This window comes from Tianxiuia mixotrophica (genome assembly GCF_050596425.1).
GTDB lineage: Bacteria > Bacillota > Clostridia > Peptostreptococcales > Acidaminobacteraceae.
This window is the reverse complement of the sequence record NZ_CP192292.1, coordinates 2,040,830-2,062,938: the sequence shown is the minus strand read 5'-3', so window position 1 is coordinate 2,062,938 and position 22,109 is coordinate 2,040,830. Positions and strand designations below refer to the sequence as shown.

Here is a 22,109-nt window from a genome sequence, read left to right as displayed (position 1 = left end):
CCTCTCATACAGAAATCAATATTGACCATCAGTTTACTGACTTTCCTGATGGTTGAGTATAACCTCGTCGCCTTCTTCAAGCCCTTCTAAAATCTCAACTTTTTCACCAAACGTTGTCCCAGGTATGACTTCTTGTCTTTGTGCCTCATTACTGTCTACCACTTCCACATACACTTTCGATTGACCATATATCAGGGCTGACACTGGAATAACCAAAGCCTGCCTCTGTGGCTCTACCACAACCTGTGTTTGAACCTCTGTTCCAAAATCAAGTGCATGTCCCCGGTCAGATAGTCTCACTTCAACTGTTTGCCGATTCTCTTCTACATTCAGTTCTGACATTTTGATAAAGGCTTTCGGGTAGACCCTAGTCACCCTCAACCCGTCCATATCAACATTTAGATGACGGTCATGAATTTGAGCCTCCATATTTTCATCGATATATTGGGCCTCATCCACCATAAAGTCAAGCAAAATGACTTTTTGATCTGGATCCATAATTTCAAGAATACATCCACCTGCTTGAGGGATGTCCCCATTAAATGTATTCATCTCAGTGACAATCCCATCTATGCTTGATCGAAGGGTGTAATCCTCTCGACTTTTTTCAAGTATTTCGAGTGTGAGGATCAAAACATCAATCTCTGCTTCATATTTTTTCTTATTGTTGTCTGATAATGCCTTGGTTAGTTTATTATATGCATTCTGAGAAATGTCCAGATTGTTTTCTAACCGTTCCACTTGTCGAAGCGCATTTTCATATTCAACCAAAGAAACGGCTCCATTTTCATATAATACCCCTATCCGTTCCAGGTTCTTCTTTGCTTCTTTCAAGTCACTGTTAGATTTTGAAATTTCAATTCTAGCGGTGCTTATGCTCGACACGTCTGTTCCAGATAAAACCTCATCGTACGCGGCCTCAAGAGCCTCAATTTGTTTATTTATTTTTTGAATTTCCAGATCCACTGTGTTCTTGTAGCGTATGAGAACTTGTCCTTTTTTCACAGATTGCCCCAGCTCTATATTCACCTCATTAACCGTTTTCTGCCCGTTACCATAATAAGGTCTAACTTCCCGGGAAGTTACCACACCAGTCTCTTCAATAAATTTGGCAATTGCTTGTTTTTCCACCAGAACGGTGTCATATTCAAGACCGACACGCCCAGCAGTTAAAAAATAAAATATAGCCAGTCCAAGGGCTGTGAAAATTACAAATGCTATGATCAACTTCTTATTCATAGGAACCTCCATTCAAGGTATGGCTTCGGTCCAATTCAACTTATGTATTTCTTCCTTCATAAAGTTGATACCCAATCTAAGGACTTGAGCGTCATTTTGCATACATTAATATGCAGATTCAAAAATGGAAGAACCTTAAAAAGCGGAAAATACGTAAAAAAACCACTCAAGTCACGTATGTGTCATACGATCCTCAAGTGGTTTTTATCTACATCATTTCTTCAAATCAAACTTTTTAATTGGTTTTAATTATTCTTTTTCTCTTCACGAACAGCTTCATCCCATATATCCATCACTTGCTTGTGTGTTTCATTGACAGCCGACGAATTGTCAATAATTCGCGTCGCCTTTTCAACTTTTTCTTCAAGGGGCATTTGGGCTTCTATTCTTTTTTTGGCGTCATCTTTTGAAAGCTCATCTCGCGCCATAATACGCTTAATTTGTGTTTCCTTATCAAGACTGACAAGCCAAGATTCTTCAACCAAATCATCCATTTTCATTTCAAATAGCAGGGCGCAATCAAGCACAACAACCTCAGTGCACTTTTTCACCTTACATTTTTCTATTTTATTATTAATTTCTTCGATAATGCGAGGGTGGGTGATTTCATTAAGTTTTAGTCTTTTTTCTTCGTCATTGAAGATAATGCGACCCAACTTTTTACGATCTAAGGACCCGTCTTCAAGTAGGGTATCCTCTCCAAAGGTTTCTGCAATTTCTTTTAGTGCAGGTTTGCCCTTTTCGACAACTTCTCTTGCAACTTGATCAGCGTCAATAATCTTAGCGCCCAAACCACGCAACATACGCGAAACAGTGCTTTTGCCCGATCCTATACCTCCGGTCAAACCAATAACCTTCATGAAAAGATCTCCTTTATTTTGTGTCATACCAGCTTTCACCTTCATTCATATCCACCTTAAGCGGGATCTTGAACGCATCTGATAGAATGTCATCTGCAGCCGTTTCCATGTTTTCACGAAGCAAGGCTTTGACCTGCTCCACTTCATCCGGATGCGTATCAATGATCAGTTCATCATGCACTTGTAAAATCAGCTTTGATTTCAAGTCTTTTTCTTTAAGAGCCTTATATACTTTCAGCATGGCAATTTTAATAATATCTGCCGCTGAGCCTTGGATAGGTGTATTCATTGCTGTTCTTTCACCAAATGATCTCAAGTTGAAATTCTTATGGTTGATTTCTGGCACATAACGTCTTCTGTTGAGTATTGTTGTGACATAACCATTTTCCTTGCAGTGGTCAACCATTTCATCCATATATTCTTTTACTTTTGGATACTTTGCAAAATAATTTTCAATATATGTTTTGGCTTCTTTTCTTGTTATACCCAAATTTTCTGATAAACCATAGTCACTCATACCATAAACAATGCCGAAGTTGACTTCTTTAGCCCGACTTCTTTCAAGGGATGTGACTTCATCAAGGGGCACATCAAAGACTTGCGAGGCTGTCATGGCATGAACATCAATGTTTTCAGTAAAGGCTTTTATCAAATTGTCATCTTCAGACATTTGCGCCAAGACCCTGAGCTCAATTTGAGAATAATCGGCATCAATGAGGGTCTGACCCTCGCTCGGCACAAAGACCTTTCTAAGTCGTCTACCCAGTGGTAGGCGGACTGGAATATTCTGAAGGTTTGGCTCTGTGGAGCTTAGACGCCCAGTCACAGCCACCGTCTGATTCAAACTCGTATGAATTTTGCCTGTGCTATCATTAATCACAGCAAAAATGCCATCAATATAAGTGGACTTCAGTTTTGTATATGTCCTGTATTCAATAATAGCTGGAATAATTGGATGCTTGTCCATCAATTTTTCTAAAACATCATGACTTGTTGAGTATCCTGTTTTAGTCTTTTTCACAGCTGGTAGACCTAATGTTTCGAAAAGAACCACGCCAAGTTGTTTTGGCGAATTGATATTGAACTCACCTTCAGCCATATGATAAATATCTTTTGTGAGCTCTTCAATTTTCACTGTTAGTTCTTCATCTAAGGCTTTTAGTTCTGTGGTATCCACTGAAAAACCTTCAAACTCAATATTTGCAAGCACCTCAATTAAAGGGAGTTCTACAGTTTCATACAGCTTTGTCAACTCGAGTTTTTCCATTTCCGTTTCTAGGCGTTCTTGCAACTTGCCTGCATATGTGGCATAACGCGCTGTATACTCCGCAATGGTCTCTTCTTCTATTTCTGCATAAGTGATCATCTTCTTACCAGTGCCAAGAAGGTCCTTTTCTGTCTTCATTGTTTCAGAAAACTTCTCCATAGCAACATCGGTCATATCATAACTTTTGCGCCCTGGTTCCAGAAGATACATGGCAATAAAACCATCAAACTTTAGCCCCTGCATTTGAATACCATATCGTTGAAGAATCAGGTAGTCTTTTTTTGCTTCATATGTCACCTTGTCAATTGACGGGTCTTCAAAAACACTTTTTAAGGCTCCAAGGATTGATTCGTCGCCCTTAATTGCTATATAGTAGGATTTTCCTTTAAGGTAAACTCCCATACCGACAATTTCATTGGTTCTGACATTTGTCTTGTCATAAACACTATGGAAGGCGAATTTACCTTCATGTCTTGCAATGGCCGCTAGGTCTCTGGCTTCTTGCTCACTTGTCACAAGTCTGTATTCAAAAGGTTTTTGCTCTGGCATTTCCCCTTCAACATTAAGTTCTCTAATTCTTTTTATAAGAGAATTGAATCCGTACTCTTTAATCATTTCGAGTAATTTTTCAAGGTCTGGCGGTGTGATTTTTAATTCCTCCATTGAGAAATCAATCGGAACATGAACCTCAATTGTAGCAAGTTTCTTACTTAAAATGGCCGATGCCTGATGGTCTTCTACAATGCCGCGAATGCGTTTATTTGTAACTTCCTCGCTTCTTTGGATAAGCTCTTCAACCGTTCCAAATTGATCAAGCAGCTTAACGGCTGTTTTAGGTCCTACACCAGGTAGACCCGGAATATTATCTGATGTATCCCCCTGGAGCCCTTTTAAATCAATGATACGGTCTGGTGTGACACCGTAATCTTCTAAAACCAGTGCCGGGGTGTAATAAATTTCTTTTTTTCGGCCTTTAATAAGCACCGTTGTTTTTTCAGATACCAATTGGAGGGCATCTTGATCACCGGTTACCACAAAGGTCTCCACGCCTTGACCTGAACATGTATGGGCAACGGTGCCAATCAAATCATCGGCTTCAAAGCCTTGGAGTTCCATTCTATAAATGCCCATGGCATCGAGCATTTCTTTGAGAATTGGCATTTGCACAGCCAACTCATCTGGCATGCCCTTTCGTGTCCCCTTATACTCTTTAAACTGCTTGTGTCTAAAGGTTGGTCCCTTCATATCAAAGGCAACAGCCATGTAAATTGGATCAAGGTCATCTCTTATTTTCAACATCATATTGACAAACCCATAAACTGCATTTGTCGGGACGCCATCTTTATTCATCATATTCGTGTAACGCGTCGCATAAAAAGCCTGATTTATGAGACTGTTACCATCAATAATTACCACTCTATCTTTCAAGGTTGTCCTCCCCTTCTTCTTATATGAGCGACTTACAAAATTCCATTCAAGAAGCCTGGCCATACTATATATAGATATTATAAGAAGCATAAAAAAATATATATGGTATACCGAAGGCATAGATGTGTAATTTTGCAAACGCCTGATATAAATATTGTCTGAAAAACCATATGATTTTTATAAAAAACTGTTTGCATAGAAGTCAAACAGCCTATCTGCATGTACCATCTTCATGTACTATATCCATTTTATCAGTTTTTACCCTTCGTCGCCATAATCTACGAATATTTGTTCTTGTTTTATATTTCAATCTTTTCCACTGCCTTTTTGTATAAAAGAAGGCCTTTAAATCATTTTCATACACATAAAAAGCCCGCGACAATATTGTGTCTATCGCGGGCTTTGCTTTTATATTATTTTCCCTCTATTTCGCAGACTCTAATGCTTCTTGAGCTAATAAGAAGAAATCATCCACATGAATGGATACACTTGTAAGCACATCAGCATGTCCCTCAGCATCCAGTTCAATATCCCACGGATCTTGTGTCATTAGAAGGTGGTCTTCAGCTTCCATAGCTTGTTCGTGCCATGGTGCTTTTGCACCACCGTTTTCAACCATAGGGTAATTTCCATTCATAGATGCAGTTTTTTTGTCTTCGCCACCATCTTTATGCTGACCACTCCAGTTGACTGCAACAATATTGCCATTTAAAACAGTGATGTCCACAGTCGCCTTCCATCCAGAATTTTCACTGAACTCAGGCTCTTCTGCATGATAGCCACCATCCTTGTATGGACCTGGTTCAACAGGACCTGCAGCCAAGGCTTCTTCTGCCAGCATATAAAAGTCGTTTACATGGATGGACACGCCAGACACAGCATCTGTATATCCTTCATCGTTATATTCTCCCATACTTGGGTCTTGCATTTCCAAAAGAGCCATTTCCATTTTTTCAGCTTGCTCGTGCCAAGGTGCTTGGGCTCCGCCAGCTTCTACCATAGGGTATGCACCATTCATGGATGCAGCTTTCTTATCCATACCGCCATCTTTACTTGCTGCTGTCCAGTTGACTTCAGAAATTTTACCATCTGTAACTTTCAAAATAACAACGGATTTCCATCCACTATTGGCGCTAAACTCATCTGCTTCAGCGTAATAAATACCATCTTCATACATACCTGTTTCTTCCATAGAATCTGATGATGCATCAGACTCTTGCGAACTTTCATCCATAGGTTCCTCAACAGGTGTTTCAGTTGGTGCTTCAGCTGGTTCCTCAGCCGGGGCTTGTGCTGGCGCACAGGCTGATACCACAAGCATTAGAACGACAAGTAAAGCAAAAAACGATCTTTTCATAATAACCTCCTCCAATAAAATATGTAAGTCAGTTCGTTCGGATGATACTTACTTGCCCTATACCCTAAAAATAAAAAATGACTTCAATAATTTCTTATCAAAGCCATTTAAAGACATAATCGGTCACAAATATTACTTTCTTTTTTTACCATTTTTTTAGAACAAGACTGGCGTTATGGCCTCCAAAACCCAAGGAAAGGTTCATTGCATATTGAATAGATTTTGATGCAAATTGATCTTTTACAACATTTACTTGGCAAGCCTTATCAACATTTTTCGTTCCAAAGGTTGGATGGATACGACCCATTTTAAGTGTCATCGCACAAACGAGAGTTTCTAAAGCACCGGCTGCCCCTTGAAGGTGACCAACTAGGGACTTGGTTGAACTGACAGGTATGGATCTCGCCTTGCTCCCAAAGACCTTATTGATGCCGAGAGCTTCAATTTCATCATTTTGTCTGGTTGATGTTCCATGGGCATTTATATAATCAATTTGACTTGGTCTTAAATTGGCGTCAATCAAAGCCTGTTTTATGGATAATACCAACCCCTCTGCATTTGGTTCAGGCGCTGTCAAATGATAGGCATCAGAACTTGTGCCGTATCCGATCACTTCAGCGATGATATTGGCTTTTCTAAGCTTTGCCGACTCCAAGCTCTCGAGCATAAGAACAGCTGCTCCTTCTCCTAAAACAAAGCCATCCCTGTCGGTGTCAAATGGTCTTGAACATTTGTCTGCATCTTTTTCACCACTAAGTGCCCCCATGTTTTCAAAGCCTGAGATCATAAGAGGTGTTATACAGGCTTCTGCACCACCTGCCAAAACGGCATCCACCCGCCCACTCTCAATGAGCATGAGCCCATGGCCAATGGCATCAATCCCCGAAGCACATGCCGTTGAAATCGTATGCACTGGTCCTTGAATCCCTAAATCCATGGCAATATTTGCTGCAGCCATATTTGGAATCCACTTTGGCATGAGTAAAGGATTCACAAATGTCGACCCTTTATTAATGCATTTGTCGTTTTCTTCTTCATATGTTGATACGCCTCCAACCCCCGTCCCAAGACAGACCCCTATTCTACTTGGAGAGATGAGTGGACCTCCCTGAGAAAAAGAGAGGCTCAGGCCAGAATCAGCAAATGCCTCCCGAGCCGCATGGACTGCAAACTGAGCATAGCGGTCAAGACGTCTTACTGATTTTCTACCCATCGTCTCTTTTGCATTAAACCCCTTCACCTGTGCCACCAGACTTGTTTTAACAAGGTCCTTATCAAAATGTGTGATGGGACCAAAACCGTGCTTGCCCGCCAAGGCATTTTCCCAAAATTCCTTTGTTGTCTTGCCTATTGGTGTTATACACCCTGTTCCAGTGATTACAACTCTTTTTTTCATGCAGCTGCACGCGCCGTTTCTACCAATTTAACGAGGTCTGATACCCTTTCAACTTGGGCTGATGTATCATCGGGTAGATCCACTGAAAAGTGGTTTTCCAGTCCCAGTATTATTTGAGACATGTCTAGCGAGTCCGCGTCAAGTTCATCATAGATCATCGTTTCCAATGTCACTTCATCGTCATCAAGTCCCATTACTTCAATAAATAGTTCTTTTGTTTTATCAAAAATCATTTTCGTGAACCTCCAACTCGTAATACAGTTTACGTTTTCTACTATTATGCTTGAAATCGCCCTTATTGTAAACTATAATTTATATATAGGTTTACAATAAGAATATGTAAGACAGGCAAAGATTCCATTTGAATGTAAAGTTTCCTCACATTTCACAGCACCAACACATGAATTATATATAATGTAAAATAATGCAATTACAAATATGATTACGGGAGATTTCAATGGATTTTAAACAAGCTGTCAAGGAACTTGAACACTCTTCACAACTGCGTGTTTGCAAAGCAATTGAAACGGCACAAGCCAGCCGAATCAAACATAAGGACCAGTGGTACATCCTCTTCGGATCAAACAACTACCTTGGATTAAATGGGCATCCAGACATCACGCAAGCAGCCGTCCAAGCAACGGAGGCCTTTGGTACCGGTTCTGGTGGGTCACGAATGACAACAGGCACAACACCGCTTCATCAAACCCTTGAAAGAGAACTGGCCAAATTCAAAAAACAAGATGATGCAATTCTTTTCAATACTGGATATATGGCTAACCTAGGCCTAATATCATCCATTACAAATAAAAACTGGACCATCTTATCAGATAAGTTGAATCATGCCAGCATTGTGGATGGCAGTTCCCTTACCCAGGCAAAAACACTGCGCTACAAGCCAATGGATACAGAGGATCTTCAAAAGAAACTTAGTAAGGTTGAAACTGAAAATAAACTCATCATTACCGATGGCATCTTTAGTATGGATGGTCTTATGGCTCCACTTTCAGACATTGGAAAAATAGCCAAGGCTCACGGTGCCCTTCTTGCTGTTGATGATGCTCATGGATTTGGTGTGCTTGGGCTAAATGGTCGTGGAACAGCATCTGAACTTTGTATGTCTCATGATATTGACCTTCACATAGGAACATTTTCAAAGGCTATTCCATCGGTTGGAGGCTATGTCACTGGACGACAAGATCTTATTGATTGGATGCGCAATAAGGCACGAAGCTTTATTTTCTCAACCGCTCTACCAGCGGGGAATGTCGCTGCAACACTTAAATCACTAGAACTCATACCAGTGGCAGACGACAGACGAACAAGACTAAGAAATAATATCATCCGACTAAAAACCGGCTTAAAAGAAATGGGAATTTCTGTCCATAACGACATGACACCAATCGTTCCTGTTATAATAGGATCATCAGAAGATACTTTACGCATTTCAGAGTACCTTCTGGAAGAAGGTTACTTTGTGCCTGCTATTCGGCCACCGACAGTGGAAGCAGGTACAAGTAGACTCAGGGTATCGCTAATGGCCACACATACGCCTGCTGAGATTGATGGGCTACTAGCAGCTCTGAAGAGGGGACTTGAAATGGTTGGTGATTAATAATGAAATACAACATGCTGTTTATAAACGGATGGGCCTCTACCCCATCCATCTTCGCACCCTTGGTCGAGGCACTAAAACCCAAAATTGATAAGGCTCTTATTGTAGATTGGCACGATTCACAGTATAGCTCTGTTGATCGTATGGATACCATGATTCATATGCTGGCTGATACAAGACCACAAAGACCTACAATCCTTGTGGGCTGGTCAAGTGGAACAATGCCCATTCTTTCTTATTTGGGAAGTGATAAAATTCATAAAAGCGTGTCAGGTGCTATTCTTTTTGGAGCCACCCCTCGCTTTATAAACAGCCATTCACCAGATTATAATTTCGGGTGGCACAAGGATGTTCTCGAACAAATGACTGAAAACTTCAGCCTACACCCTAAAACCGTTATAGATGCTTTTGCAGACAAATGTATGTCTAAAAAGGACACGGAGAGGGTCAACATTTCACAGACATTTAAGGCCTGTTTTCACGATGATTCTTTAACTGCCTTAGCCAAGGATGAACTTAAAATCGGCCTGGAGTTTTTAGCACATTCCGATGTCAGAATGAAGGTTTCAAAAATTGTACACCCCCTCTTGCTGATTGCCGGTGAAAACGATCTAATCTGTTCGTTAAAGTGTTCAAAGTGGATTGTAAACAATACCCATAACACAGATTTACATATTGTAAAAAATACAGGTCATGCACCACATTATTTTGAGCCTGACATTTGCAGTGAATATGTAAAGGCATTTTTTGAGGAGCTTGAACACAATGATTGACAAGAAAAAGCTTGAAAGACGTTTTAGTCGAAATGCAAAAACCTACGACACCTATGCTTCTGTACAGAAAATCATGTCAAAGAAGCTTATGAACCTTATTAAAATAGACCACCCCATAAAGATTTTGGAGATTGGTTGTGGCACAGGGTATTTAACGAACCTACTTGTACATAGTTTTCCAAATGCTCATATAACAGCTGTCGATTTAGCCAGTGGAATGATTGACGTCGCAAGTCAGCGTATGAAAAATAATGGGGTCGACAATCAAGTTACCTTCGTCTGTGCCGATATTGAGACCCATTTCCCCACTGACAACTTTGATCTGATTATTTCCAACGCCACCTTCCAGTGGTTTAACCACCCCGATGAAATGGCAAACAAAATCTTTACTCATTTAAGTCCTGGGGGACAGTGCTTATTTTCCACCTTTGGAAACAATACATTTAATGAATTGGCTGAATCCTTTCAGCTTGCTTCTTTAGAGATGGAACTTGAAGATAGAGTCAAGCCCAGCCAGGATTTTCTCTCTGCTTACGAGTGGGTTTTACGCCTGGAAAATGCAAAAAACAATTCAGAAGTTCGAGCAGCAGTCACTTCTTATGAAACCATGCTTCCAGAATACTTTGAAGATTGTATGGCATTTTTCAAGTCCATAAAAAAAATTGGTGCCAATAAGGCCAGTGGTTCTCGTCCTGCTCAATCACCAAAGTTTATGAAAATGGTTACAGATATTTATGAGAGGGAGTTCATGACACCTAGAGGTGTTTGCGCCACTTATCACGCCCTTTACCTGTCTGTCGAAGTTATAAGCGATCGTTTTTTATAAAGCCTATAAATCGCTCATGCTCTAATGTTAAACAAACAAGGCACTTTTTAAATATCATATTAAAAGCAGGCTCTTCCCCATATTGAAATGTGGAAGAGCCTGCTTTTTAACTAACTAAATTTATTTGGTTCTTATTTACTATAATCGTATTCAACAGAAACCTGTGCTGAAACTTCAATTTCGCCAGCTTGAATTGGTGTTGAATAATTCATTGATTCCGCTTTAGCAGAAAATGCAATGGCACCTGTGTCTCGAACCATACCGCCACCACGACTCGCTTCAGAAATACTCACTGGCATGCCAGCTTCTCTGTCCATTGTATTTAGAATAGCATCGGCTTTACCTTTGGCATTTTCCATAGCAATCACGAGGGCTTCCTGATAATACGCATCTTCATTTGACACTGTGAACTGGATATTGTTGATTTGGTTAGCACCAGATTTTGAAACAAGATCAATCAGATCACCTAGTTTATCAAGATCTCTGACAGTTACTTTTAAAACATTGGAAGCTTTGTAAACTTCTTCTCTTTCATTTTCGCCTTTGTAATTGTAGGCCTTATAAATACTATAGTTCATCGTTTGAAGATCATCTTCATCGATGCCGGCATTTACGATGGCTTCTTTAACACTTTCCATTAGTATTGCATTTTCCGACTGCGCCTTTGACGCATCAGCATCTTCTGTTTCCACACCAATGTTAATGTAAGCCATGTCCGGTGTTACTGTCACTGTCCCCTGACCATTTACTTTCAATCTATAATCTCTTTGCTCTACAGCAGCTGCTTCTGAAATTGTCACGGGTGCCTTTGCAGCGCCTGCAATAAATACGCCTGCAACAAGAGTGACCGCTAAAATCGCTGTTAATAATTTTCTCATAATGTCTCTCCTTTTCTTCATTTCTCCATTTTTACAAGATGTCAAAATACTAAATTCCCACTAAAGCCACAATTAAATCACTTACGTATTCGTTTAACAAGCCATTTAACTATTTTGTAGCCAAAGAAGAATATAATGATCCATACAAGAAGCTTTGGTGAAAATGCCACCAAACCTATGAAGACTGTCTCACCTAAATACTTCAGCTGATTGATTGAGTTTACAAGACCGTCTTTTGCTTTTTGCAAGAGACTTTTATCAATAGGCTTAATTTTTGGCTCTAATGTTTCCACTTCATTAAGCTCAATATGAATTGTTGATAAACTCACAAGTCGGTCCCACTCTTTAAGTGTTCCAGTGTAGTTGTTTATTTCTCCACGAACACGACTCAATTCTCTTTCAACTGTTATAACGTCTTCTATTTCCTTTGCACTTTCCATAATTTCACGAAGTTTGGCTTCCCTGATTTCAAGATTAGCCACTTCGTTGGCAATGTCTCTGTACTGGGACGTAATGTCCTGGGACCAGATGTTTAAATTCTTTTGTATCCCAATGCTTTCAAGGAAGTCCACAGTTCCCATAAACTGCCCCTGTGGCACCCTAATTGTAAGTCTGCCTCGTTTTAGGGATTTTTCGGGTTCCGATTCATTGTAGTGTTTGTATGACGTATTGGCTTCACCTACATAACCGCCCATATCATTGACCATTTTTACTATTTTCTCATATGTGCTGTCATAGTCCACTATGTCAATCCATGTGTCGGCTGTGTAAATAATCATTCGACTATCATTTTTTGCCTTTGTCATCGCTGTTCTAGGTTGAGGGGCCTCGTTGATTGACGATGTGCCAATATCATCATTGGCTTGTGAATTCATTTTGAGGCCATAATTTGCACCATCTTCTGCCACATCTGCTGAAACGCTTTCATCGAAGGTAGCCTTACCAGCTGCCTCCATTGGTGCAGCCTCTTCTGTGAACATCTGCGCTGACTCAGTTTCTTCCATAGCAGATTCATAGGTCGCTGTGTCCATACTCTTTGGTATATTGTCGACAACATTCCCTGCGCCGTAGGCCAACACAGCAATCATAACTGTGGCAGCAAGCGCTGTCAGCGGTTTCGAATGTCTTTTAAAATCTTTAAATGATGGCAATGGAATCCGAATAACTTTTCGTTCAAACGAATCATTGTCTTGTTTATTATTATTTGTATCCACATCTAAATTTATGCCATTATCACTTGCCATCTCATCTGCAGTCGATTTCGTTGAAACTTTCACGAGTTTATCATGAAGTTCACTTTCAAAGTCTTCTGGTAAATCCATAACTGGCATATCTGACATGATTTCATTCATTAGTTTTAAATCTTCATAAAGTGCTTTACATGTATCACAGGATTGAATGTGTTCTTCCAGTGCTTTTACTTCACTTTCAGGCAAGTCTTTATCCAGATACATTGATATTTTATTTTCCATCTCTTTATTGTTACAAGTCATATGTCTTCCCTCCTTTCTTTTAGGAAGTTACGACGTTTCATACGCCGCTTGCTCTCTGAGCTTATCTTTCAAAATTTCTCTAAGTATTCGTCTGCCTCTATTAATCCGTGATCTCACCGTTCCTATCGGTATATCTTCAATCTCTGATATTTCATCATAACTCATGCCTTGAATTTCTCTTAAAACCACAACGGATTTGTAATTGTCCGGCAAGTCTTCAAGGGCTGATTCAATGGTTATTCGAACCTGTTCTTGTTCATATTTTGCAACTGGGTCATTGGTGTTATCTTCAATTTCAAGTTGAACATCACCGTCTTCAGTTTCAAAACCCTTGTCTATGGAAATAACACCAGGTTTTCTTTTTCTAAGCAAATCTTTGCATGTATTCATAACTATGCGATATAACCACGTGCTAAATGTTGAATCTTCTTTAAAGGATTTTAAATTCTTAAAAACCTTTATCAGAGCTTCTTGAGCTGCATCTTTCGCATCTTCTTCACTGCCCATCATTCTATAAGCAATGTTGTATGCATAGGACTGATGTGTCCTAATGAGTTCTTCGAAGCTTCCAACATCTCCCGATTTTGCACGCTTGACTAGAAGTCTTTCGTGTTCGCTCACAATGCCGACCTCCTTTCTTTTGTTTTGTCGTTATACTCTTATGACGTAAGCGAGATAAAAAAAGTTCCCGCTTCTCATAAATTTTTTTATTTTTTTTAAACCTGAGCGACTAGCAAAATATCATTCAAGAACCCTCGCCATACCATATATATTTAAGAATCAAAAATTATATACATGGTATGGCGAGGATATGATCTGTATTTTTCAAGCGCCTGAAGCCTATTACAATATATACCTATCGCAGCAAGCTCTATACAAAAGTATCTGCATTTGTGACTTTTGGCATAGTAAAAGCACTGTAAACCAGTGCTTTCTTTACATTAATCTCTTATAAAAAACCATCCATGTAGGATGTCATAATGCTTATGGCTGTTGATTTAAAATCCACATCAAACCCTGAAAGTTTCATTTCACTAATGCCTTCTTTTATAGCCCTCGGACTGCCCGATAAATTCATAGCTCCAACAATAATTGCGTTTTGAGCCAAAAAGAACTCCATAACTTTCTCTGGTGTCATGAATGGCACCAAACTTGAAATTTGCTGACCAATTTTTTCTCCATTTTCATACATTCTTACCTTGTCTTTCATAGCCACAGTATAGTCTATGTTCTTTTCAAGTATTGTGTTTTTAATAGCATTCAAACGTGTGTATATTGAGTCCTCGTCTAAATATGGGTTAATTTCTTTCACAACAAATGATTTAAAGTCTTCCTTAGACATTGTTTCATACTCAAGCAGTAAGATCTGCATTTTTTTAAAACGTTTGTTATACTCTCTGAAAAGCATTTCCATGAAAATTGATTCTTTTGATGTGTAATAATTAAAAAGTGTGCCTTTTGAAACGCCAGCTGTTTGAGCAATATCCACCATCTTAATGTCTTCAAATCTCGATGTTTTATACAGTTGTTCCGCTGCATCCAGTATCTGCATTGCTCTTTTAGCCTTTGCACTATCCGTCATAGCGCGTTTCATAATACCACCTCAACATATCTCATCCAGTTACCAATATTCATACAATCAAACACATCGTACAAGCTCACACAAGCCCTCTAGAGCTTGATTTAAACACAATATATTTAAATAAATCAAATCTGTCAAATCTTAAGAAACTTTTTCATTTAGGGCTCATTTAATTTTGTTTTCTATGTGTAGCAGACTAAATCAATTCATATTAAAAACTGGCAAAACAGTTCACCTGCCTTGCCAGTTTATTGAGTCAAGATTATTCCATTTCTTTTAGTACTTCAATGAGGGCGCTTGACGCGGCTTCTTCATCATCACCACTTACTTGTAAAAGTATTTCTGTGCCCTTGCCAGCACCCATGCTTAAAAGCCCCATAATAGACTTTGCATTGTATTTTTCGCCATCTTTTACTATAAAGACATCTGAGCTATAACCTGTGGCTTCCTTAACAAAGATACTCGCTGGACGGGCATGAAAACCCGTTTCATTCAATAGTGTAAATTTTGTCTCAATCATCTTAACCTCACTTTATAATCATTCGTTTCTTGTACCAATCCCCATTGCTTTTTTAAGTCAAAAGAGACCACCGTAACTATTTATACTGCATCAGAAAAGCTTCCATCTTCTTTTCAATTTCTTCCACATCATTCATATTTAGAACGTCATTTGCTAGGACTTTGCAATCTTTTGCCGAAAGGCTTCTAATAAGCCTTCTAGAGGGTAAAATAGATGAAGGGGCCATGCTGAATTCTTTCAGTCCCATTCCTAAAAGTATAGGGATCATGTACTTGTCTCCTGCTGCTTCTCCACACATGCCCACCCATTTGCCTTCTTTTTCGGCTGCATCAATAACCATTTTGATCAGGCCAAGTACAGCTGGATTTCTATGATTATAGAGCTTTCCAAGTTTGGCATTCATCCGGTCAGCCGCCAGTGTATACTGGGTTAAATCATTGGTTCCAATACTAAAGAAGTCAACCTCCTTGGCAAACTTATGAGCCAGAACTGCAACTGACGGAATTTCTACCATAATCCCCAATTCGATTTCTGGATCAAACCGAATGCCATCGCTTAACAGTTTTGCTTTTTCACTTTCAACCAGTGCTTTTGCTCGTCTAAACTCATTCATTGTTGCAACCATTGGTAGCATTATTTTTACTTGTCCATGGGCGCTGGCACGTAAAATGCTTCTTATTTGTGGCCTAAATAATTCTTCATCATCAAGACAAATACGAAGGGCCCTGTATCCTAAGAAGGGGTTCATTTCTTCGTCAATGTTCAAATAAGGAATTTGCTTATCTCCACCAGCATCTAAAGTTCTCACTATGAGGGGTCTGCCTTTCAGTTTTTCAACGGCCGTCTTGTAGGCCAAATACTGTTCATCCTCAGAAGGTGGCTGATCACGGTCCATAAAAAGGAACTCGCTTCTGAATAGACCCACACCTTCCCCATCTGATTCCACCACCAGATCTGCTTCTTCCGGTTTTGCAATATTACATGCCAGTTCCACTTCAAAACCATCTCTTGAACAGCTTTTTAAACCTCGGACTGATTCGTTTAGATTAGCCATTTTCTTTTCTTCTTCAATTTTTTCATTGTATTTTCTTATTATGTCCACCTCGGGATTTATATGAATTTCACCAGTATTGCCATCAAAGGCAAGCTTTATATTTTGACTTTCTATGGCCTCAAGTGACTCCAAAAGACCTCTTGCTCCAACAAGGGCTGGAATTCCCATAGTTCTTGCAATAATGGCTGAATGAGATGTTTTATTTCCCTGTTCTGTAATAAATCCAAGAACAGCCTCCTTGTCTAATTGAGCCGTGTCGGACGGGGTTAGATCCTTGGCAACAATAATAACTGGCTCTGATCCCATATCAGACAAGTCCGTTGCAAGTCCTAAAATGTTTTTTATCAGTCTCCCTGAAACATCTTTTAAGTCAGATGCACGTGCTTTTAAATACTCGTTGTCCATTGCTTCAAAAACTGCAACGAACTCATTGGTCACTTTCTGAACTATATATTCTGAACAAACCTTTTCATTTTCTATGAGTGTTTGAATTTTTCCTATCCATTCAGGATCTTCCATTAATAGAAGGTGGGCATCAAAAACTTGTGCTTCACTTTCTCCTAAGCTTTGACGAGCTTTTTTTTGTATTTTCTTCAGTTGATTTTTAGAATCTTCCACTGCCTGATCTAGTTTTTCTAACGCCTTCTTCGTATCATGGATTGGCTTTTTATCTATGACGGGGTCTTTGTCCTCCCAGATAAAAACTGGACCAATTGCAACACCATCTGAGGCCGGTATTCCCTTCATCCTTGCCCTCCTTTGTTAGGGATAAACAGCAAGGTCGTGGATCTTGCTGTTTATCTAATCACCTATTTTTTCTAAGCCACATCTTAAATGACTTTTGCATTTAGATCTTTTTTCAAAACAGTTAGAAGTCCAGCTGTTACGGCTGTACCAACTGCTATGCTTAAGACATACATCAATAAATTGCTCACTGCATTTGGAATAACAAGTACAAAGACTCCACCGTGTGGCACTGCAAGCCCGCAGTTAAAGAGCATAGATAAGGCTCCTGTCACACCTGAACCGATCATGATTGATGGAATAACACGAGCAGGGTCAGCTGCTGCAAATGGGATAGCCCCTTCTGTTATGAACGAAACGCCCATTGCCCAAGCCGCCTTGCCAGCTTCGACTTCATCATGTGTAAATTTGTTCTTTGCTATAAGTGTTGCTAGGGCCAGGCCAAGTGGGGGAACCATGCCAGCAGCCATAACTGCTGCCATAACGTTTGATGTCTGGCCTGCGACTAAGGTGCCTACGCCAAATGCATAGGCGGCCTTGTTGACAGGCCCCCCATATCAAAGGCCATCATTAAACCAATGATTAGACCTAGTACAACAGAGTTTGTCCCGCTCATTGAAGACAACCAATTATTTAGGGCTGTGTTTATTGCTGCAACTGGTGTCCCTATAACATAAATCATTGCTAGACCTGTAATAAGTGTCGAAAACACTGGGAGTACAAGAACAGGCATTAGACCCGACATGGACTTTGGCAGTTTAATAGCTTTTTTCAAAAATTCAACAGTATATCCAGCTAGAAAACCTGCAATAAGGCCACCTAAAAAACCGGATCCAATAGAGCCTGCCAGCATACCACCAACCATGCCTGGTACAAGACCAGGTCTGTCTGCAATTGAAAATGCAATATATCCCGACAGGATCGGAACCATAAGGGCAAATGCTGAACCGCCTCCAATTTGCATGAGGGCTGCAGCCAATGTGCCTTCTTCTTTAAAGGCTTCAATGCCAAAAATAAATGATAGGGCTATTAGAATACCACCTGCAACAACGAAAGGTATCATGAATGATACGCCTGTCATAAGGTGCTTGTAAGCGCCTTTTCGTTCAGAACTTCTTGATGCCTTAATATCATTAATGCTGTCTGCTATGTTCATTTTTAAAGTGGGTGCTGTCTTTGCTTTTTCAATAAGCTGTTTCGCATTTTTTATAGCTTCTGCAACGGGCACTTCAATGACCTTTTTGCCTTCAAATCGATCTTTTGAAACATTGGTGTCCGCCGCAATAATCACTGCATCTGCAGCTTTAATGTCCTCTGCACTAAGTTCATTTTCAGCGCCAACCGATCCCCTCGTTTCCACTTTAATTGTCACATCCATTTCAGATGCGGCAATTTGTAAAGCTTCGGCCGCCATGTAAGTATGTGCAATACCAGTTGGGCACGCTGTAACCGCAACAAATTTCATTTCATTTCCCCCTTTGGAGTTATAAGTCCTTATATACTGAGCGACTTGCAAAATATCCCCTTGGACCTGCAAGCATATAAAACTAAGATATAATTTTTAATACTTCATCATATGATTTCGCCGCCATCAGCTGGTCTCTAACATCTTTATGCATAAGCTTTCTAGATATTAGCCCAAGAATTTTCAAGTGGTCTTCATTTGCGGACTCAGGCACAGCAACCATAAATATTAAGTGTGCTGGCTCTCCATCCATGCTGTCAAAATCAACACCGGCCTCGCTGCGCGCAAAAACAAGTGCAGGTTCTTTGACCCCGGTGCTCTTTCCATGAGGTATGGCAATGCCCATACCAATACCCGTTGAGTATTCCTCTTCACGGTCTAAAACAGCTTGCAGATAGGCCGATTTATTGAGAAGCTTACCCTGTTTATCAAGCTGATCAACCATTTCCTCAATAGCTTTATTTTTCTTGTTTGCTTTAAGGGAACCTATCATCAGGTCTTCTGTGAATAGTGTCTTTAACATATTTGCCTCCTTAGGTATTCATGTAACAGCCGCTGATAGCCACCGTTTCTTTTTTATTGAATATTCCGTTAATTGTTCGTGTGGTTGTTTTATTGGTATGACTAATACAACCACGCCTCATTTATAGGGGCTTAACAATAACTTTATTCTTTAAATCTTCTATTTTATGTGAGCCCATGACAATAGGACCATCCGTTGCAATTCTCTCAGCAGCGCAAGCTGTTGCCAGCTTTAACATGCTTGCCATCGTCATTTTCTCCTCAATACCAATAGCAAGAGCTGCAACCATGGCGTCCCCTGCTCCGACTGTGGATTTGACATCCGCTTTTAAGGGGTCTGCTTTTAAAATTTCCTTTGTACCAACCCATAGGGCTCCCTTGTCTCCCATTGAAACCAGTATGCCCCTTTTTACCTTGTTTTCACTTAAAAGCCTCTTTGCCACTTCCACCACTTGAGTTTCTGTCAGATCGGACTGTCCTTCAAGGGCCAACAACTCATGGATGTTGGGTTTAATAACATCGGGTCCCGCCTTTAGGGCTTCTTCAAGCTGGTCGCCGTCTGCATCTAAGATTACATAGGCCGCTTTAGCGGATGCCAGTTCTATAAGTTTTCTGTAAAGATTCTTTGTGAGTCCAGGTAAGATACTACCACTTAGAACAAGGGTGTCTCCTTCTTGAATCAATGCATCCAGCTTCTTTAGTATTTCATTCTCAAAATCAGAACTGACAACTGGTCCTTTCTCATTAATATCTGTATGGCTATGATTAACGGGATCAACTATTTTTAGGTTTGTTCTCGTTTCTCCTGCAACCTTGATAATCTCAAGGTCTATGCCTTGATCTTTCAATACGGATTCAATATATGTTCCTGCCCTGCCACCGAGAACGGCTAAGGCTCGACTCTTTCTTCCAAGCGCCTTGATTGTGCTTGATACATTTATTCCTTTTCCACCTGCATCCATTCGCATTGTATCCACACGGTTCACTTGGTTGACAGTAAAATCATCGATCTGTATGGTTTTATCAACTGCGGGATTCAGGGTGATTGTCATAATCAACAAAATCACCTTCCTCTATAATCACTTCTAGGTCTTCTTTTTCGTATTGAGAAATCACAGCGTCATCAATTTGCGGATCGGTTATCACTCCTGCAATATCTTCAAGATTAGCCACCTGACAAAATTCAGAGTGACCAAATTTAGTATGATCTGCAACGACAAATGCGCGTTTGGCTATCTTGATCATGGCCTTTTTTGCGCTGGCCTCAACGAGGTTCGGGGTTGTTATACCATCTTCCACACTTATGGCATTTGTCCCGATGAATGCCATATCCACTCGAAAACGGCTAAGGGTTGCCTCTGTAATTGGTCCAACAAGCGCCCTTGTTTTCCAACGTATATTGCCACCTGTTAAAATAACCTCTATACCTTCTTTGTTTTCAAGTTCTTCTGCAATGTCAAGGGCATTGGTGACAACTGTGACGCTTTTCCCTATTAGGTATTTGGCTATTTGAAGGGTGGTTGTACCACCATCCAAGACTATGGTGCTACCTTCTTTTATAAGGGCTGCTGCCGTTTTTCCAATGTGAATTTTTTCTTTTGAGAACTTATCCACCTTTTCTGAAAAAGTCGGTTCAATACTCTGTTCTTCGACTGGAAGTGCGCCGCCATGTGTTCTTATGAGAGCACCTTGCTTGTCAAGATCTGCAATATCACGTCTTATTGTTGGTTCGGACACATCTAACATTTCAGCCAGTTCCAGTGTCTTCACTTTTCCCTTTTCACTGAGTATTCTTAGTATTTCCCTTTTACGCTCTTTAGCAAACATTTACATCCTCCATTAAACAATTAGTACATTTATTTTATCACAGAGCACTTTCATTTGCGAGCGACATTGATTGTTTGTTTTCGTTTGATCACATTGTATTTCGTTTTTGATCATTCGTCAAACGTTTTCTTCTGTTTGCATTTTCGTTTTTTAATGATTTTTAATTTTTCGATCAAATATAATCACAAATGATCACTTTTTTAAATTTCGACTTGCATAAAAAAAGCCCATGAAATCATTTGTTAGATGGTTTCATGGGCTTAACTTATAATTTTTATCATTCATCTTTAAGCAGATTCCATCACTGGGATTCTCTTGCTTAAATTATATGGCTGAAAATACGATTCTATAACATTCATGCTCTCATCCAGTCGGACTTCAGCATGATGCATAAAGTCTCCTTTAAAGTGGTAACGAAGGTCAATGACCTTAAGAACTGTTTGTCCCATCTCTTGAAATGGTGCAACATGGAAGTTTGGTGTGAAATCACTAAAATATTGACCAACATTTGTATTCATAAATATTTCTTTCAAATGCTGTTCTCGTTTTGCTAGCTTTTTAATGACTGTGAATCTATCTGAAAACTGATTATAGTTTCCAACAATGTCATGAGAACTTGTGTGTACAATAAAATCCCATTTATAAAAAACTTTTAAAGAGGGAAGTATTTCTATGTCTTCAATAACATATCCATGACCAAAGTGCTCTCTGATTTTTTTTCGAGCATGACGCTTCATCCAAATTCTTGCACCCAAATAGCCTAGAAAAACACCGGCTGATGTGGATAGACTAATAATATTATGGTATCTGAAAAAAATTAAAAACAAGGCGATCACTGAAAGAACTGGATCATATAAGGATAAGAGACTGGCTTTCCATTTCTTGTGAATCAACATTGCCCCATATGAATTAAGGATGTCAAAAACAGTATGGGATATTGCACCAATAAAAGTCCACAAAAATACTTGCCATATCATCATACCTGGAAACAACTGTGCAAGACCAAATGTGATTGCACCTGATAAAGCCACCAGTGACGGCAAGGAATGTGAAAATCCTCTATGGTGTTTACAATAAACCATGTCATCAAAAAATAACCTTGATATAACATCAATATCTGGAGACATCGCTCCAAGTGCTGCGCCTATTGAGACTGGATTGTCTAAACTGACGGCTTGCCCTGAAAATGACGAGATCGCAAGACCGATAACGCCATGTGTTAATGGATCCACTCATTCACCACCCTAACAGTATATAAGCTCG

19 protein-coding genes and 1 pseudogene are annotated in these 22,109 nt (G+C 39.8%); 3 read left to right on the top strand and 17 right to left on the bottom strand.

Going from position 1 to position 22,109, the window contains the following annotated elements; genetic code table 11:
- Nucleotides 1–33 precede the first annotated feature (33 nt).
- The 6 genes from ACQ4KW_RS08920 to ACQ4KW_RS08895 form a co-directional block, all read right to left on the bottom strand.
- Entirely contained in the window at nucleotides 34–1,239 is a 1,206-nt protein-coding gene (locus ACQ4KW_RS08920) for an efflux RND transporter periplasmic adaptor subunit (RefSeq protein ID WP_430886181.1), read from the bottom strand.
- 245 nt (nucleotides 1,240–1,484) lie between these two features.
- The gene (gene coaE / locus ACQ4KW_RS08915) at nucleotides 1,485–2,144 is read right to left on the bottom strand and encodes a dephospho-CoA kinase (protein WP_430886180.1); all 660 of its coding nucleotides are present in this window, start codon (nucleotides 2,142–2,144) and stop codon (nucleotides 1,485–1,487) included.
- Entirely contained in the window at nucleotides 2,113–4,794 is a 2,682-nt protein-coding gene (polA, locus tag ACQ4KW_RS08910) for a DNA polymerase I (RefSeq protein WP_430886179.1), read from the bottom strand. Before polA ends, coaE begins: the two co-directional genes overlap by 32 nt.
- A 424-nt stretch (nucleotides 4,795–5,218) precedes the next feature.
- Nucleotides 5,219–6,151: an FMN-binding protein gene (locus tag ACQ4KW_RS08905; protein ID WP_430886178.1), complete on the bottom strand. Its 933-nt coding sequence runs from the start codon at nucleotides 6,149–6,151 to the stop codon at nucleotides 5,219–5,221.
- Between the two features lie 145 nt (nucleotides 6,152–6,296).
- Nucleotides 6,297–7,547, bottom strand: coding sequence for a beta-ketoacyl-ACP synthase II (fabF, locus tag ACQ4KW_RS08900; RefSeq protein ID WP_430886177.1), 1,251 nt, complete (start codon nucleotides 7,545–7,547; stop codon nucleotides 6,297–6,299).
- Nucleotides 7,544–7,780, bottom strand: coding sequence for an acyl carrier protein (locus tag ACQ4KW_RS08895; protein ID WP_430886176.1), 237 nt, complete (start codon nucleotides 7,778–7,780; stop codon nucleotides 7,544–7,546). Before ACQ4KW_RS08895 ends, fabF begins: the two co-directional genes overlap by 4 nt.
- A 224-nt stretch (nucleotides 7,781–8,004) precedes the next feature.
- Between ACQ4KW_RS08895 and bioF the strand changes: the two genes are divergently transcribed.
- From bioF to bioC, 3 genes are read left to right on the top strand one after another with little or no spacing between them, the layout of a single operon-like run.
- Nucleotides 8,005–9,162, top strand: coding sequence for an 8-amino-7-oxononanoate synthase (gene bioF / locus ACQ4KW_RS08890; RefSeq protein WP_430886175.1), 1,158 nt, complete (start codon nucleotides 8,005–8,007; stop codon nucleotides 9,160–9,162).
- Between the two features lie 2 nt (nucleotides 9,163–9,164).
- A complete protein-coding gene (locus tag ACQ4KW_RS08885) occupies nucleotides 9,165–9,935 on the top strand; it encodes an alpha/beta fold hydrolase (RefSeq protein ID WP_430886174.1) in 771 nt (256 codons plus the stop codon).
- A complete protein-coding gene (bioC, locus tag ACQ4KW_RS08880) occupies nucleotides 9,928–10,761 on the top strand; it encodes a malonyl-ACP O-methyltransferase BioC (RefSeq protein ID WP_430886173.1) in 834 nt (277 codons plus the stop codon). The genes ACQ4KW_RS08885 and bioC overlap by 8 nt, the downstream gene beginning before the upstream one ends.
- 131 nt (nucleotides 10,762–10,892) lie before the next feature.
- Here the strand turns inward: bioC and ACQ4KW_RS08875 are convergent, their stop codons facing one another.
- From ACQ4KW_RS08875 to ACQ4KW_RS08825, 11 genes and pseudogenes are all read right to left on the bottom strand, one after another.
- On the bottom strand, nucleotides 10,893–11,639 hold the full coding sequence (locus ACQ4KW_RS08875) for an SIMPL domain-containing protein (protein ID WP_430886172.1): 747 nt from the start codon (nucleotides 11,637–11,639) through the stop codon (nucleotides 10,893–10,895).
- A gap of 77 nt (nucleotides 11,640–11,716) precedes the next feature.
- Complete coding sequence (locus ACQ4KW_RS08870; RefSeq protein WP_430886171.1) at nucleotides 11,717–13,132, bottom strand: DUF4349 domain-containing protein; 1,416 nt, start codon at nucleotides 13,130–13,132, stop codon at nucleotides 11,717–11,719.
- 27 nt (nucleotides 13,133–13,159) lie between these two features.
- Nucleotides 13,160–13,753: an RNA polymerase sigma factor gene (locus ACQ4KW_RS08865; protein WP_430886170.1), complete on the bottom strand. Its 594-nt coding sequence runs from the start codon at nucleotides 13,751–13,753 to the stop codon at nucleotides 13,160–13,162.
- A gap of 328 nt (nucleotides 13,754–14,081) precedes the next feature.
- Nucleotides 14,082–14,726 (bottom strand): TetR family transcriptional regulator, encoded by a 645-nt coding sequence (locus ACQ4KW_RS08860; RefSeq protein ID WP_430886169.1) that lies wholly within the window; start codon nucleotides 14,724–14,726, stop codon nucleotides 14,082–14,084.
- 250 nt (nucleotides 14,727–14,976) lie between these two features.
- Nucleotides 14,977–15,234, bottom strand: coding sequence for an HPr family phosphocarrier protein (locus ACQ4KW_RS08855; protein ID WP_430886168.1), 258 nt, complete (start codon nucleotides 15,232–15,234; stop codon nucleotides 14,977–14,979).
- A 76-nt stretch (nucleotides 15,235–15,310) separates the two neighbouring features.
- Entirely contained in the window at nucleotides 15,311–17,035 is a 1,725-nt protein-coding gene (gene ptsP / locus ACQ4KW_RS08850; RefSeq protein ID WP_430886167.1) for a phosphoenolpyruvate--protein phosphotransferase, read from the bottom strand.
- A gap of 83 nt (nucleotides 17,036–17,118) precedes the next feature.
- A pseudogene (locus tag ACQ4KW_RS08845) lies at nucleotides 17,119–18,497 on the bottom strand (PTS fructose transporter subunit IIC).
- An 82-nt stretch (nucleotides 18,498–18,579) separates the two neighbouring features.
- Nucleotides 18,580–19,020: a PTS sugar transporter subunit IIA gene (locus tag ACQ4KW_RS08840; RefSeq protein ID WP_430886166.1), complete on the bottom strand. Its 441-nt coding sequence runs from the start codon at nucleotides 19,018–19,020 to the stop codon at nucleotides 18,580–18,582.
- 121 nt (nucleotides 19,021–19,141) lie between these two features.
- Entirely contained in the window at nucleotides 19,142–20,071 is a 930-nt protein-coding gene (pfkB, locus tag ACQ4KW_RS08835; protein ID WP_430886557.1) for a 1-phosphofructokinase, read from the bottom strand.
- On the bottom strand, nucleotides 20,043–20,846 hold the full coding sequence (locus ACQ4KW_RS08830; RefSeq protein ID WP_430886165.1) for a DeoR/GlpR family DNA-binding transcription regulator: 804 nt from the start codon (nucleotides 20,844–20,846) through the stop codon (nucleotides 20,043–20,045). The genes pfkB and ACQ4KW_RS08830 overlap by 29 nt, the downstream gene beginning before the upstream one ends.
- A 287-nt stretch (nucleotides 20,847–21,133) precedes the next feature.
- On the bottom strand, nucleotides 21,134–22,078 hold the full coding sequence (locus ACQ4KW_RS08825) for a metal-dependent hydrolase (protein ID WP_430886164.1): 945 nt from the start codon (nucleotides 22,076–22,078) through the stop codon (nucleotides 21,134–21,136).
- Nucleotides 22,079–22,109: the final 31 nt, after the last annotated feature.